This is a genomic window from Natrinema saccharevitans, from assembly GCF_001953745.1.
Classification (GTDB): domain Archaea; phylum Halobacteriota; class Halobacteria; order Halobacteriales; family Natrialbaceae; genus Natrinema; species Natrinema saccharevitans.
In genome coordinates this window covers 3,392,103-3,406,467 of sequence record NZ_LWLN01000001.1, presented here as the reverse complement: position 1 = coordinate 3,406,467, position 14,365 = coordinate 3,392,103, and the positions used below count along the sequence as shown (strand labels likewise).

At 64.3% G+C, this 14,365-nt stretch carries 13 protein-coding genes; 5 read left to right on the top strand and 8 right to left on the bottom strand.

The window, feature by feature from the left end; translation table 11 throughout:
- Positions 1-25: 25 nt before the first annotated feature.
- The 4 genes from pheA to A6E15_RS17210 all read left to right on the top strand — a co-directional run bounded on the left by pheA (position 26) and on the right by A6E15_RS17210 (position 2,885).
- Positions 26-844 carry a prephenate dehydratase gene (gene pheA, locus A6E15_RS17225; protein WP_076148052.1) on the top strand — a complete coding sequence of 273 codons (819 nt, stop codon included), beginning with the start codon at positions 26-28 and terminating at the stop codon, positions 842-844.
- A gap of 142 nt (positions 845-986) precedes the next feature.
- Complete coding sequence (locus tag A6E15_RS17220) at positions 987-1,445, top strand: peroxiredoxin (protein ID WP_076148051.1); 459 nt, start codon at positions 987-989, stop codon at positions 1,443-1,445.
- A 62-nt stretch (positions 1,446-1,507) separates the two neighbouring features.
- Positions 1,508-1,927: an Hsp20/alpha crystallin family protein gene (locus tag A6E15_RS17215; protein WP_076148049.1), complete on the top strand. Its 420-nt coding sequence runs from the start codon at positions 1,508-1,510 to the stop codon at positions 1,925-1,927.
- Between the two features lie 157 nt (positions 1,928-2,084).
- Entirely contained in the window at positions 2,085-2,885 is an 801-nt protein-coding gene (locus tag A6E15_RS17210) for a hypothetical protein (RefSeq protein ID WP_076148048.1), read from the top strand.
- A gap of 13 nt (positions 2,886-2,898) precedes the next feature.
- On the opposite strand, the gene A6E15_RS17205 is transcribed toward A6E15_RS17210, so the two are convergent.
- Positions 2,899-3,669 (bottom strand): SDR family NAD(P)-dependent oxidoreductase, encoded by a 771-nt coding sequence (locus tag A6E15_RS17205; RefSeq protein ID WP_076148046.1) that lies wholly within the window; start codon positions 3,667-3,669, stop codon positions 2,899-2,901.
- A 141-nt stretch (positions 3,670-3,810) separates the two neighbouring features.
- On the opposite strand from A6E15_RS17205, the gene leuS reads away from it, so the two are divergent.
- Entirely contained in the window at positions 3,811-6,456 is a 2,646-nt protein-coding gene (leuS, locus tag A6E15_RS17200) for a leucine--tRNA ligase (protein ID WP_076148045.1), read from the top strand.
- Positions 6,457-6,907: 451 nt separating this feature from the next.
- Here leuS and A6E15_RS17195 read toward each other — a convergent pair whose 3' ends face one another.
- From A6E15_RS17195 to rio1, 7 genes are all read right to left on the bottom strand, one after another.
- On the bottom strand, positions 6,908-7,906 hold the full coding sequence (locus tag A6E15_RS17195) for an ornithine cyclodeaminase family protein (RefSeq protein ID WP_076148043.1): 999 nt from the start codon (positions 7,904-7,906) through the stop codon (positions 6,908-6,910).
- 717 nt (positions 7,907-8,623) lie between these two features.
- Positions 8,624-10,288 (bottom strand): thermosome subunit alpha, encoded by a 1,665-nt coding sequence (gene thsA / locus A6E15_RS17190; protein WP_076148042.1) that lies wholly within the window; start codon positions 10,286-10,288, stop codon positions 8,624-8,626.
- A gap of 697 nt (positions 10,289-10,985) precedes the next feature.
- Positions 10,986-11,336, bottom strand: coding sequence for a hypothetical protein (locus tag A6E15_RS21485; RefSeq protein ID WP_245800592.1), 351 nt, complete (start codon positions 11,334-11,336; stop codon positions 10,986-10,988).
- 289 nt (positions 11,337-11,625) lie between these two features.
- Positions 11,626-11,883 carry a hypothetical protein gene (locus A6E15_RS21480; protein WP_245800591.1) on the bottom strand — a complete coding sequence of 86 codons (258 nt, stop codon included), beginning with the start codon at positions 11,881-11,883 and terminating at the stop codon, positions 11,626-11,628.
- A 294-nt stretch (positions 11,884-12,177) separates the two neighbouring features.
- A complete protein-coding gene (locus A6E15_RS17180) occupies positions 12,178-12,735 on the bottom strand; it encodes a KH domain-containing protein (RefSeq protein ID WP_076148040.1) in 558 nt (185 codons plus the stop codon).
- Positions 12,736-12,842: 107 nt separating this feature from the next.
- Entirely contained in the window at positions 12,843-13,343 is a 501-nt protein-coding gene (locus A6E15_RS17175) for a metallophosphoesterase (RefSeq protein ID WP_076148039.1), read from the bottom strand.
- 55 nt (positions 13,344-13,398) lie between these two features.
- Positions 13,399-14,274, bottom strand: a complete 876-nt coding sequence (gene rio1, locus A6E15_RS17170) for a serine/threonine-protein kinase Rio1 (RefSeq protein ID WP_076148037.1) — start codon at positions 14,272-14,274, stop codon at positions 13,399-13,401.
- Positions 14,275-14,365 lie beyond the last annotated feature (91 nt).

Here is a 14,365-nt window from a genome sequence, read left to right as displayed (position 1 = left end):
ACCCGTAGCCTGCTATCGGTGGGTAATGGCTGCAGTCACGCTGGGACCCGAAGGAACCTACTCACACCGGGCGACGACGGCGGTCGCCGACGACGGCGAGATCGACTTCCGTCAGTCGGTGACAGCGATCGTCGACGCCGTCGCGAGCGGCGAGTACGGCCGCGGCGTCATCCCGATCGAGAACAGTATCGAAGGATCGGTCACCGAGAGCCTCGACGCCCTCGCCGAGTACGACGTCGCCGTCGTCCGCGAGATCGTCACGCCGATCAGACACGCCCTGCTGGCGCAGGGACCCGAGTTCGACACCGTCGCGAGCCACTCGCAGGCGCTCGCGCAGTGTCGCTCCTACCTCGAGCGGGAGTACCCCGACGCGACGCTCGAGGCCGTCGCGAGTACGGCCCAGGGCGTCGAGTTCGCCCGCGACGATCCGTCGGTCGCGGGGATCGGCCACCCGGCCAACGCCGAGGACGGCGTCGACCTCGAGGTCCTGGCCGAGGATATTCAGGACCAGGACTCGAACGCGACGCGCTTCTTCGCGATCGCCCCCGCCGCGGAGCGGTCGACGGGCGGCGGGAAGACCTCGCTCGTGGTCTACCCGAACGCCAACTATCCCGGCCTGTTGCTCGAGTTGCTCGAGCCGTTCGCGGAGCGCGACATCAACCTGACCCGCGTCGAGTCGCGGCCGAGCGGCCAGCGGCTCGGCGATTACGTCTTCCACGTCGACTTCGAGGCGGGGCTCTACGAGTCCCGGACGGGGGCGGCGATCGACGACCTCGAGGAACTGGCCGAGAAGGGGTGGGTCAAACGACTCGGCTCCTACGACACGGAACACGTCGTCGAGTAACCGACGGCGCGAGCAACGACCGGAGAGCCGCCTCAACCGGTCGCCGGTCGCGGGGTCGGAGCCCGACCGCGACCGGAAGCGATCGGCAGACGCGGGCGTGTCGGACCGGAAACCGTTTTCCGCGGCCCGCCGTATCGGGGGTATGGCACTCGCTGCAGGCGACGACGCGCCGACCGTAACGGCACCGAACCAGGACGGCGAGAAAGTTACCCTCTCGTTCGAATCGCCGACGGTCCTGTATTTCTATCCGAAAGACGACACCCCCGGCTGTACGGTCGAGGCCAACCAGTTCCAGCGCGAACTCGAGACCTACCGGGAGGCCGGCGTCGACGTCTACGGCGTCTCGATCGACGGCGTCGAGTCCCACCGCGCGTTCTGCGATTCGGAGGGCCTCGAGTTCGATCTCCTCGCGGACCCCGAGGCCGAGATCGCCGACGCCTTCGACGTCGAGTTGCGCGACAGCGGCGTGACGACGCGGACGACGTTCCTGCTTTCCGACGGCGACGTGAAGGCGGCCTACGACGGCGTCGATCCCGACGGCCACGCCCGCGAGGTACTGCTCGACGCGCTCGAGGACGGCCTCGTAACGCTGCCGGAGTGACGACGCCTTCTGTCGACGCGTCGCGGGTAGAATTTATCCCCGTCGGGGTTCTAACCCTACGTATGCGACGAAATCCGTTCGACGAGATCGAGGAGATGCTCGACCGCGTGAGCAGTCAGGTCGAGGAGGGGATGACCGCCGGCGGGCTGCAGGTCCCCGGCTCGGTGCCGGTCGACGTCGCCGACACCGGCGAGGAGTTCGTCGTCACGGCCGATCTGCCCGGCTACGAGACCGACGACATCGAGCTGACGCTCGCGGACGGGACGCTCCGCCTCGAGGCCGCTCGGACCGACGAGAGCGAGTACGCCGAGAGCCGGTACGTCCGCCGCGAGCGGACCGAGACCACCGCGAATCGCCGGATCCGTCTGCCGGAGCCCGTCGACGAGGAGGCGGTCGCGGCCGGCTTCGAGAACGGCGTGCTGACGGTCCACCTCCCGAAGGTTTCGGACGGCGAGGACTCGAAGCGGATCGACATCGAGTAGTCGGCGTTTCGACCCTCGAAGCCGCCCGCGTTTCCGCCCTCGATCCGGGCCGATGAGCGATGCGGACGCGGCGACGGCACCCGTGCGGTCACCGCAGCCGTCGCGGTGATCGACAGATTCCGGACGGTTATTATGTCTCGGTTGCAACACTTCTGACATGGTCCAAGTGGTCGCACTCGTCGTCGCCGGGATCTTTCTCCTGGTCGGTGGTACCGTACTGTCTCGAGCCAGCGAACTCGACAGTCGCGAGGAGACGATCGGCGAACTCGCGTCGGCGAGCGACGAGCGGGTCGAGCCGGGCGGCGAAGCGACGGTAAGCGGTCCGGTCCGCGTCCTCGAGCCGGCGTCACCGACACGGACCGGACCCGAACCGAACCGCGGTGATTCGGCCGCCCTCTGGGCGTGGCGGGTCCGCCAAAAGGAGAACACACCGAACGGCAGCCGGTGGCGGACCGCCGAGTCCGAACTCGCGGTCGGCGAGTTCGCCGTCGATCACAGCTGGGACCGCGTCCGCGTGGACGCGACGACGCTGGCGACCGACGCGGACGGCGACCCCTTCGACTCGCCGGGGCTGTTTCTGGGCGATCCCGAGACGGAGTCCTATCTCGGCGACCTCGACCCGGTCAATCACTTCCTCGAGCGAACCGGGCTGGCGAGCGAGGACGGCGTCGTCAGCGACCTCGAGTTCAACGTGAGCGTCGGCGGAAAGACCACCATGCCCGACAAGTATCAGGCCACCGTCGTCCGTGACGGCGACGAACTGGTCGTCCGGGGCGAACTGGTCGAGACCACTGACGGGTACGTCCTGCGGGGAACCGACGAGACGCCGCTCGCGATCGCGGCCGGGAGCCTCGAAGAACAGCGCGAGCAGGTGCGCTCGTCGGTTCGGCTCCGTCGGGTTGCCGGCGGGGTTTTCGTCGGCCTCGGCCTGCTCGTCGCTGTTCTCGCCGTCCTCTGACGTTCGACCGGCGCTAGTACCACGCCCCGCCCGACGAGACGTTGATGTCCTGGCCCGTGACGTGGCGCGACGCCTCGCTCGCGAGGTGGACGGCCATGTCGGCGACCTCCTCAGGCGGGACCAGGTCGTCGATCATGAGGCTCTCGAGGACCTCCCCTTCGACCGCCTCGACGGGAACGCCCGCCTCCTCGGCCTGTCGCTCGAAGACGCCCCGAATGCGCTCGCCCTCGACTGGGCCGGGACAGATCGCGTTTACCGTCACGCCGTCGTCGCCGAACTCGGCCGCCAGCGCGCGGGTCAGGCCGATCAGCCCCATCTTCGAGGCGGCGTAAGGCCCCCGGTTGGCGTAGGGCCGCTTGCCGCCGATCGAGGAGATGTTGACGACGCTGCCCCGCTCCGACTCGCGCAGGTGTGGGGCCGCTTCCCGCGTGACGCGGGCCACCCCGACGACGTTGACATCTAGGGTCTCGAGCCACTCGTCGTCGCTCGTCGCCTCGAGCGGCGCGGTGGGGCCGGCGATCCCGGCGTTGTTCACGAGACAGTCCAGCCCGCCGAAGGTCTCGATCGTCTCGTCGACGGCGGCTTCGACCGAGTCGGGCTCGGTCACGTCCGTCTCGACCGCCAGCGTCCGCTCGGGGGCGTCGATCAGGTCCGCGGTCTCGTAGATCCCGTCGCTTCTGGCCGCGAGGACGACGTTCGCGCCCTCGTCCGCGAACGCGACGGCGATTTCTCGACCCAGTCCCTGACTCGCGCCCGTGACGAATACCGTGGAATCTGCTACCATGCCTCGAGAATGGTGGGAGGCGGAGATAAAATCCCTTGGCTACCGGAACCCGACCGGTCGCGACGACTCGAGGCGGTCGTCTGCGGGGGTGCAGTATGGAAAGCTATAGGGCGGCGTCCCCGCCTATAGCTATATAAGCAAATGAGCGACGCGGGATACGACCACGCGACGGTCGAACGGCGCTGGCAAGCGGCGTGGGACGAGGCGAACGTCTACCGGACGCCCGACGACGTCGAGGATCCGACGTACGTCCTCGGGATGTATCCGTACCCGTCGGGCAAACTCCACATGGGCCACGTCCGCAACTACACGATCACGGACGCGTACGCTCGCTTCCGACGAATGCAAGGCGACGAGGTCCTCCACCCGATGGGGTGGGACGCCTTCGGTCTCCCCGCGGAGAACGCGGCCAAAGAGCGCGATACCAACCCGCGCGACTGGACATTCGACTGCATCGAGACGATGACCGAACAGATGGAGTCGATGGGCTTTGGCTACGACTGGGACCGGGAGATCACCACCTGCACGCCCGACTACTACCAGTGGAACCAGTGGCTCTTCTCCCGGTTCCACGAGGAGGACCTGGTCGAGCGCCGCGACGCCGAAGTCAACTGGTGTCCCCACTGCGAGACCGTCCTGGCCGACGAACAGGTCGAAGGCGAGGCCGAACTCTGCTGGCGGTGTGACACCCCCGTCGAACAGCGCGAACTCGAGCAGTGGTTCCTGAAAATCACCGAGTACGCCGACGACCTGCTCGAGGCGATCGACGATCTCGAGGGGTGGCCCAACTCGGTCCGGCAAATGCAGCGCAACTGGATCGGCCGCCAGTACGGGGCGGAGGTCGACTTCGCCATCGACGGGCACGGTTCGGTGACCGCCTTCACGACCCGCATCGACACCATCCACGGCGCGACCTTCTTCGCGCTCGCGCCGGACCACCCGATCAGCGAGGTACTGGCCGAGGAGGACGACGACGTCCGGCGCTTCGTCGAGGAGGAGGCCGACCCCGACGGCGACGAACCCAACGGCGTCGAGACGGGCCTGACCGCGACCAACCCCGTCACCGGCGAGGAGATCCCCGTCTACGTCGCGGACTTCGTCCTCTCGGACGTCGGGACGGGCGCGCTGATGGCGGTGCCGGCCCACGACGAGCGCGACCACGCCTTCGCCGAGAAGAACGACATCGAGATCCGCCCGGTCATCGCGCCCGAACCCGACGACGGGGAGCCCGAGGCCCCGGACGTCGAGGACGAGGCGTTCACCGAGGACGGCGTCCTGATCGACGCCGGCGAGTACAGCGGCCTCGAGAGCGAAATCGCCCGCGAGCGACTCACCGAAGACATCGACAGCGCTGAGGAGGCCGCGCAGTATCAGCTACGTGACTGGGGGATCTCCCGCCAGCGCTACTGGGGGACGCCGATCCCGGTCGTTCACTGCGACGACTGCGGCCCCGTGACGGTCCCCGAAGCGGACCTGCCCGTCGAACTGCCGGAGTTCATCAACACGACCGGCAATCCATTAGACGCCGCCGAGGAGTGGAAGGAGACGACCTGTCCCGAGTGTGGCGGCCCGGCCGAACGGGAGACCGACACGATGGACACCTTCGTCGACTCCTCGTGGTACTTCCTGCGGTACGTCTCGCCGGACCTTGAGGATGCCCCCTTCGACATGGAGCGGGCCAACGACTGGATGCCCGTCGACCAGTACGTCGGCGGCATCGAACACGCCGTGATGCACCTGCTTTACTCGCGGTTTTTCACGAAGGTACTTGCCGACCACGAGGGACTCGAGCATCGGGAGCCGTTCACCAATCTGCTGGCACAGGGGATGGTCCAGCTCGAGGGCGAGAAGATGTCCAAGTCCAAGGGTAACGTCGTCTCGCCACAGCGGATCGTCGAGGAGTACGGGGCCGACACCGCCCGACTCTTTATGATGCAGGCCGCCCAGCCCGAGCGGGACTTCGACTGGAGCGAGGAGGGCGTCCAGTCGACGTACGCCTTCCTCGAGCGCCTGCAGGGGATGGTCGAGGGGTACGTCGCCGACGAGTCCGACGGCGACGACGATGCGATCGCGAGCTACGTCGCCGCGGAGGTCGACGCGACGATCGCCATCGCCACGGCGGAGTACGACGACCTGACGTTCAACAAGGCGCTGCGGGAAACGCAGGACCTCGTGCGAACGCTGCGCCAATACGCCGACTACACCGAGCCCCACGCCGAGACCTACGAGCGCGGGCTGTCGGCCGTGGTCCGCCTGCTCGCGCCGGTCGCGCCCCACATCGCCGAGGAACTCCACGAGACGCTCGGCGACGACGGGTTCGTCGCCGAGGCCGAGTGGCCGACCGCCGAGATCGACCGCGACCGGGTCGAAAAGCGCCGGCAGCTGGTCGAGAACACCCGCGAGGACATCCGCGACATCGTCGACGTCGCCGGGATCGAGGATCCGACGGGGATCGAGGTCGTCGTCGCCCCCGACTGGAAGTACGACGCCTTGGAGATCGCGATCGAGAGCGACGCCGACAACCTGATCGGCGAACTCATGAGCGAGTCCCACATCCGCGAACAGGGCGACGCCGCGGCCGACTACGGTCAGGATCTGCAGGCCGAACGGGAAGCGCTCTCGATGACGCTCGGTCCCGAAGACGAACACGCGACACTGGAGTCGGCCGCGTGGCTGATCGAACGGGAGTTCGACGCGCCGGTCGACGTCGTCCGCGCCATCGACGCCGACGAGGCCGCCCTCTCCAACGCCGAACCCGGACGGCCGGCGATCGAGATCGACGACTGAGGCGGGTCGCTGTAACGATGTCCCGATCGGATCCGTCTCGGGAACGGTCGGTCTATAGTAGCTCTTGAAACGATTTGCACACCGATCGCAGGACAACGTTGCGATCGGTGCGCATCGAGCTACGATAGCCGCCGAGGAGTTCGGGCCGAGCCGCCGGACTGACGGCGGGGCGGCTTCGGCCGGTGGATCAGCCGATAACGGGGTCGATTCCGCGGCGCTTGCGCGGTCGGCTCACCGACCGTCGGTCGGCCGGTCCGGGCGGCGCGTGTTGTCGATGGACCGAGCGTTATAGTAGCCGCTGAACGTCATTGCACACCTGATCGAACGACAGCGTTGCGATCAGTGTGTAAATCGTTTCAGCGGCTACTATAGAAACCGAGCGTGGACCAGTCGTACTCAGCAACTGCCGCGGTCGAACCCGAACCGACGACGCCGAAAGCCGGGTCGTTCCTTACGCCGAGTCGTCGACGCCGACGATATCGAAGGGGTGGCCGTCACCGTCCGCCGACGCCCGCTCGTAGACGACCCGCGCGGCGGCGACGTCCTGAATCGCGAGCCCGGTCGAGTCGAAGACCGTGTTGCCCGTCTCCGCCGTCCGCCCCGCTTTCGACCCGACGACGAGTTCGCCGATCTCGCCGTGGATGTCCGCGTCGGTCAGCACTCCCTCGTGGTACGGGACGTTGATCTCGCCCGAGTGGGTACACTGCTCGTGGTCGTCGATGACGATCCGCGCCGCCTCGAGCAGGGCGTCCTCGAGTTCGTGTTTCCCCTCTGCGTCGGCCCCGATGGCGTTGATGTGCGTATGGTCGCCGACGTCGTCGGGTCCGACGATCGGGTCCTCGACCGGCGTCACCGTCGACAGCACGTCGCGGTGGCCGGCCTCCGAAATCGAGCCGCCGCGAACGTCGAACCGGTCCTCGTAGGTCGCCACGAACCGGTCGACGCGCTCGTCGTCGGGATCAGAGACGACGACTTCTTCGATCGGCCGGACCTCGCTGATCGCCTCGAGCTGGGTGTAGGACTGGACGCCGGCGCCGACGAGACCGAGGCTCGTGGCGTCCTCGACGGCCAGATAGTCGGTGGCGACGGCCGCGGCGGCACCGGTCCGTTTCATGGTGAGCGTCGTCCCGTCCATGATCGCCAGCGGGAAGGCGGTCTCGGGGTCGGAGTAGATCATCGTCCCGAGGACGGTCGGCAGATCGTGGTCCGCGGGGTTGTCGGGGTGGACGTTGACCCACTTGAGCCCGGCGGCGTCCCAGTCGCCGGTATCGAGGTAGGCCGGCATCGACCGGAAGTCGCCGTTGTACTGTGGCAGGTCGATGTAGGACTTGGCCGGCATCTGCGTGTCACCGCGTTCGAAGGCCCCGAAGGCCTCTTCGACGGCGTCGATGACGGCCGCGAGCGCAGCGTGTTCGTCGACGTCGTCGCTGTCTAATAGAAGCGTGTTCATACCCGCGAATATTGCGGGCTCGTACTTAGTTCGTCGTGACTCGAGACCGCCGTGTCAGACGGGACCGTCCGGTATGGGCCCTGATTCCACGTGCTGTATAGTAGCTCTCGAAAGTCAATGTACACCCGATCGCAGGACAGCGTTGTGATCGGTGTGTGAATCGTTTCAAGAGCTACGATAGTTGCCAGTCCCGGTTTCGGGGGCCGGCAGGCCGTCGCCAGCGTCGGTCCGACACCGGCCCGGGCGACTCGGGTCGCTCACCGTCGCGAGCGTACTGGACGTTAAACGCGTCCGTGAGCGACCGGTGCAGTCACCAGCAGCGACCGGATCCGACGGCGGTCGTCGCCCGGGACAGCCACCCGATCGAGCAGTCGACAACTTCGAACGACTCGTCTCGTGGACCGCTTCGACCTCGGAGAGAAACGCTTCGGGATTCGAGAGCGGCGACAGAGAGACCGTTGAAATGAGCCGACTACAGTGGACGTCTCGAGCGGGCGAGCGCCCGCCGAACGAGCAACAGTCGAGCGACGGCAGGGAGCGAGGAGGGCTTTTATACTAAATTTTGCCGAGGGCCAGCTTCGCTGGCCCGTGGTTCGAAAGGCGCGAAGCGCCTTTCGTCATCAAGCGAGACCGAAGGTCTCGCGGACCTCGCGAATCTCCGATTCGCTCAGTCACGAGAGAGCTTCGCTCTCTCGAACGACAGAGCAAAATTTAGTCCTACATCATGCCGCCCATGCCGCCGCCCATACCGCCCATGCCGCCGCCCATGCCACCGGGGCCGCCGGCGGGCATGTCGTCGTCGTCGTCGTCGTGGGAGACCGCGAGGTCGCCCGCGGCGATGACGTCGTCGATGCGCAGCAGCATGACGGCCGCCTCGGTGGCGGACTCGATGGCCTGGGTCTTCACGCGCAGCGGCTCGTAAACGCCCTCGGCGTCCATGTCGATGGTGTCGCCGGTGTAGGCGTCGAGGCCGGCGCCGGTGTCGCCGCCGTCGTGGGCGCTGCGCAGTTCGACCAGCGAGTCGATGGGGTCGAGGCCGGCGTTCTCGGCCAGCGTGCGCGGGATGACCTCGAGCGCGTCGGCGAAGGCCTCGACGGCGAGCTGTTCGCGGCCGCCGACGGAGTCGGCGTAGTCACGCAGCGCGAGCGAGAGTTCGATCTCGGGCGCGCCGCCGCCGGCGAGCACCTTGCCGTCCTCGATGGTCGTCCGGACCACGCCGAGCGAGTCCTCGATGGCGCGGTCGATCTCGTCGATGACGTGTTCGGTGCCACCGCGGAGGATCAGGGTGACGGCCTGGGCGTCGTCGACGTCCTCGACGAAGATGCGCTGGTCGCCGGCGATCTCCTTCTGGGCGACGCTGCCCGCGGCACCGAGGTCGTCCTCGGTCAGGTCGTCGACGCTCGAGACGGGCGTCGCGCCGGTCGCGCGGGCCAGCTGGGACTGGTCGCTGGACTTGACGCGGCGGACCGCGATGATGTTCTCCTGTGCGAGGTAGTGCTGGGCCATGTCGTCGATACCGCCGTCGACGAAGACGACGTCGGCACCGGCGTCGGCGACTCCCTGGGCCATCTCCTTGAGTTGCTGTTCCTCCTGTTCGAGGAACTGCTCGAGCTGGTCGGGGTCGGTGACGTTGACCTCGGCGTCGATCTCGGTCTCTTTGATCTCCAAGTCGCCGTCGATGATCGCCACGTTGGCGTCCTCGGCGAAGTAGGGCATGTTCTCGGAGACCCGTTCCTTGTCGACGATGACGCCCTCGACGAGTTCGGAGTTCTCGACGGAGCCGCCGACGACCTTCTCGACTTTGATGTTGTCCGTGTCGACGCCGTCGTCGCCGGCGACCGCGCGGACGGCCTCGACGACGAGTCCCGAGAGCAGGTCCTTGGCGTTCTCCGCGCCCTTGCCGGTCATCGCCGTCGCGGCGATCTGCTCTAAGACCTCGGTGTCGTCCTCGTCGACGTCGATGGCGACCTCCTCGAGGGCCGCGGTGGCCTCTTCGGCGGCCTCTCGGTACCCCTGGGCGAGGGTGGTGGCGTGGATGTCCTGGTCCAGCAGATCCTCGGCCTGGCTGAGGAGTTCGCCGGCGATGACGACCGCGCTGGTGGTACCGTCACCGACTTCCTCTTCCTGGGTCTCGGCGACTTCGACGATCATGTCGGCCGCGGGGTGGTCGATCTCCATCTCCGAGAGCAGCGTGACACCGTCGTTGGTGACGATGACGTTGCCCGAGGAGTCGACGAGCATCTTGTCCATCCCCTTCGGGCCGAGCGTCGTCCGAACCGACTCGGCGACGGCCTTCCCGGCCTGCACGTTCATCGACTGCGCGTCCTCCCCGGAGGTTCGCTGGCTGTCCTCCGAGAGTACGATAAGGGGCTGGTTGCCCATCTGCTGTTGAGCCATAGTCACTCGAAGGATTGATTGTGATTCTATATAAGCATTTCGCTATAGTTCAGAATTAGTCCGACAAAGCGCCGACAGCACCCCCCTCTACTGAGTTCACGCACAATCTTTTATAGTACGATTGTGCAGGAAGTCGTGACCGGAAGAGGTCACTCATATACACGCTATAGCAGCAACTGAACGTCCCTGCACACGTGATCGCAGGCGTTGCGATCAGCGTGTACATCGTTTCAGTTGCTACTATCGATACTCGTCACCCTTCATATCGCATCCCCTCGCTAGTCGTATAGGATATCGTGAACTTTGTCGGCCCAGGGTTCTGTGTTCCTTGTGAGTTTTCAGTGATGTCAATACTACCTGAATTGTCGTCGTTGACTTCGTATTCTACTGTTCTTGCCTCAGCCGGGAAGGACTCCGTACGGAATCCCTTTCCAGGCTCGATCCGTGGGTGGCCCTCATACAAGATACGCTCTTTGGTCCCTCGAACGACGAGTTCAATCGACACCGGTTCTCGAGTGAGATTATTAACGATCAGGACTCCTTCATCCTCATGATCGGTATTAAGCACCCATTCTGAGCAACCCGGTAGCAAGACACCAATCCCGACGAACACGAGTTGAAGAATCCGTCTCCGTCTAAGATAGGACATATATGATTTCTTTTATATACTGGTGATAAAGACTCACATTACTTCTTTGGCTTTAATATGAAGGGTTTCACCATCCGGAGTATGTTGAAGTTCTTCGGACTTCTCGTACTCATTCTGCTTAAATGTAATTGATGCTGGATACGACACTGCCACGTCCGGTTCTGTCCCTTTCCACGCATATTCGTATATCCCACGAAGGGATGTCTCAGGTCTGAAATCAACGGCCTTCTCAAGAAAAACTCCAGCGACGACCATCTGACTCCAGTCCGTTTCATCGTTTCCGGTCTTCCCGGAATCGATTGATGCCTGATATCCATCAACGAGAATACCGAGTCCCGATCCGGTCCAGCTTCCCTCGTCAAACTCGGTGTAGTCATCAGTCACAACGGATTTATGAACCTTTCGATGGTCCCGTATCTCTAATCTCTTGGCCGCGGAACTGTTTTCCCACGTGAGACCGAGTGTGTCTGCCGGGTCTTCCGGTCCTGCATAGATATACCGTGGAGGGTACGATGGATCGTCTGCATACCCGTATCTAAACCGAATGAAATACGAATAGTGAAACTCTTCTCCTCGTGGATTGTAGGTCAGAGAAGACTGGACGTTAATATCAGCATCACAATCAAGTGGATCGACACAAATCGGTGGCTCGTGCGCTGGTTGTGCCCGGTCTTCATACGAAGCGTTTTTTTTGGACTGCAAACTGATGGTCCTTTTCCATGTGATTGATGCCAATTCTATCTAGATACTTCTGACGCTCCTCCAGCCCTTCTTGTTTTGCGATCTGTTGGGCCTGAATCATCTGCCTGGTAAACTTCTCACTCGGATCGTCACGTTCACGAGCAACAACTGTTCCTGAAGCACCGAATCCGACTGTTATTGCCCCGGCTGTCGCCAGCACTTTTCGTCGGGAGAGGTCGTTTTTCACCATTACGATCCACTATTATCTGCAAGTAGTATTGAATAGATATTACCGTTATCTGCCCTGTTTAGTAGGCGCAAGACATATGTAGTTTGGAATAGGACGCTCTGTATTTAGTTACAGCGACCAGTAAATGTAGATATCCACGAATGGGCTATGGACTCACAGTTATCAAGATTTCACCGGTTTGAAAACCGATCCCGGTGAATCAAATCCCTCTATAAGACCGTACTCGATAACTGGATGGAGGAAAACAATCCCCTTTACTGAACACACATAGTTCTGCGAGAATATAAGCGGCGGTTAGGACTGACCGCCGGGGAACCGGTGGTACTCCATTCCCTGGTGTTTCATCTCGTTGTGCTTCTCCTCGAGGAAGGAGTACACCGCGCCGTGGGGCGCACCGTCGAGAAGCATCTCGGCGGCGCTGCGGACGGCGTCGACCTCCTGTGGCGCGCCGATGACACCGAGCGTCGAGCCGTAGATGACGACGTCGGCCCCGGTCAGTTCCTCCATCAGTTCGCGGGTCCGGCCGCCTTCACCGATGAGTCGGCCCTTCTTGCGTTTCATGTCGTTTTTGTTGCGGGCGGCGGCGTCGATGTCGACGACGTCGAACAACATCATGTCGTCCTCGAGCAGTCGCAGGGCGTCCTCGGGCGCGAAGCCGCGGCCGATCGCGCGGACGATCTCGGGACCCTTGAGACCGAGTACGGGATCACCGACTGTTTCGACGGCGACGGAGCCGTTCTCCGAGTCGATGTCGAGTCGTACTTGCGCCTCCGCCTCGATCTCGCGCATCGTCTCGCCACCTTCACCGATGAGAACCCCGATGCGGTCCTGCGGAATCTTCACGTGCTGCATACTGTTCGATACTGGCTGGGTGAGGTTAAGCGCTTGGTCCGCGAGTACCGAGTGGGGAGTGACACCGTCACACGCGCCGTCTCGGGTGGTGTCGCGGTCGAAACCCGCTACTCGATAACCGAGCGGAACCGGACCGACTGCGATCGGGTATCGACGATCGCGACCGTCCGGTCGTCGTCGGCCGCCAGCACGTGCGCACCGGGGTTGAGGACCGTCGTCCGGCCGTCCTCCGACAACTCGCGCTCGTGATGGTGGCCGTAACAGACGAAGTCGTAGCTGTCGCCAGCCGCGATGGCTTCGACCTCCGCCTTGCTCTCGCCGTGGAGTACGGCAAAGGAGAGCCCGTCGAACTCGAGGTCGGCGAACCGGCCGTGGAGTTGGCTCTCGCCGCCCAGCGAGTCGAACGCGCGCTGGAGGTTCCGGACGTCGCCGTCGTTGTTGCCGAGGACGCCGTGGAGTTCGAACGCCTCGAAGTAGTCGATCATCAGGGGTGCGATGAAGTCGCCGCAATGAACGACGACCTCGACGCCTTCTTCGGCGAATATTTCGGTCGCACGCTCGATCGCGTCGACGTTGTCGTGGGTGTCGGAAATGATGCCGATGTGCATACGCGTTTCCGCGCGGGCGATCCACTAAGGCGTTTGGCCGCTCTCCGTCCGCGGCTCAGTCCCTCGAGGGGTCCGGCTCCGGACTCGTGACGAACTCGAGCAGATCGCTCTCGGTCACGTCGAGCCCCTGCCGCGAGAAGAAACTCGCGACGTTCCGGCAATCGCGCTCCAGGAACTCGCGGCTGTTGGGGTGGTGGACGGTGACGGCCTGCCCGAGGTCGATCAGGACCAGTTGACCCTCGGCCTCGTCGAAGACGACGTTGTACTCGCTCAGGTCGCCGTGGATCAGGCCGGCCGAGTAGAGCCGACGCATGTACTCGCGCATGACCTCGTAGGCGGTTTGCGGGTTCTCGATGTGGACCTCGCCGAGTCGTTTCGCGCGGCCGTCGTCGGTCCCGATGTACTCCATGACCAGCACGTTGCGTTCGGTCGCGATCGGTTCCGGAATCCGAACCCCGGCCGCCTTCGCCCGTCGGAGGTTCGCCAGTTCCTTTTTCGTCCACGCGAGGACGACGTCTTTCTTCTGGCCGCCCAGTCCCTCGAACCGGGGATCGCCCTCGAGGTAGTCGCGCATCTGCCGGAAGTTCGAGGCGTTGATCCGGTAGATCTTGACCGCGACCTCGCGGTCGTCGCCCAGGGCGTGGTAGACGTTTGCCTCCTTGCCCGTCGAGAGCGGTCCGCCGAAGGCCTCGACGTAGCCGTCTTGGACCAGCTTGTACAGCGCCGCGAAGGTCGCGTCGTCGAAGACCGACTGCTCGACCTTGAACTGTTCGGCGTCCTTGATCCGCTCCTCGAACTGTTCGAACTCGCGGTCGCGCTTGCGGGCGATCCGATCGGCTTCGGTATCCGAGACGTCGATCTCCTCCCACTCGTCGCCGGGGGACTCGACGTCCTCGAGGTCGACCAGTCCGAACTCCGTTCCCTGTCCCATCTGCTCGATCCTAGGCGTCCCAACGGGTAAAGTACCGGGTCCGGTCGGCGGCCCGCCCGGGAGCCGAGCCGGCGTTCGAAAGAAGATATAT

Excerpts from the sequence above, each read along its gene's own strand:
- A6E15_RS17215 (WP_076148049.1), top strand. The coding sequence starts at position 1,508 with ATGCGACGAAATCCGTTCGACGAGATCGAGGAGATGCTCGACCGCGTG.
- A6E15_RS17205 (WP_076148046.1), bottom strand. The coding sequence starts at position 3,669 with ATGGTAGCAGATTCCACGGTATTCGTCACGGGCGCGAGTCAGGGACTG.
- A6E15_RS21480 (WP_245800591.1), bottom strand. The coding sequence starts at position 11,883 with ATGGTGAAAAACGACCTCTCCCGACGAAAAGTGCTGGCGACAGCCGGG.
- pheA (WP_076148052.1), top strand. The coding sequence starts at position 26 with ATGGCTGCAGTCACGCTGGGACCCGAAGGAACCTACTCACACCGGGCG.
- rio1 (WP_076148037.1), bottom strand. The coding sequence starts at position 14,274 with ATGGGACAGGGAACGGAGTTCGGACTGGTCGACCTCGAGGACGTCGAG.
- thsA (WP_076148042.1), bottom strand. The coding sequence starts at position 10,288 with ATGGGCAACCAGCCCCTTATCGTACTCTCGGAGGACAGCCAGCGAACC.
- A6E15_RS17210 (WP_076148048.1), top strand. The coding sequence starts at position 2,085 with ATGGTCCAAGTGGTCGCACTCGTCGTCGCCGGGATCTTTCTCCTGGTC.
- A6E15_RS17175 (WP_076148039.1), bottom strand. The coding sequence starts at position 13,343 with ATGCACATCGGCATCATTTCCGACACCCACGACAACGTCGACGCGATC.
- A6E15_RS17180 (WP_076148040.1), bottom strand. The coding sequence starts at position 12,735 with ATGCAGCACGTGAAGATTCCGCAGGACCGCATCGGGGTTCTCATCGGT.
- A6E15_RS17220 (WP_076148051.1), top strand. The coding sequence starts at position 987 with ATGGCACTCGCTGCAGGCGACGACGCGCCGACCGTAACGGCACCGAAC.
- A6E15_RS17195 (WP_076148043.1), bottom strand. The coding sequence starts at position 7,906 with ATGAACACGCTTCTATTAGACAGCGACGACGTCGACGAACACGCTGCG.
- leuS (WP_076148045.1), top strand. The coding sequence starts at position 3,811 with ATGAGCGACGCGGGATACGACCACGCGACGGTCGAACGGCGCTGGCAA.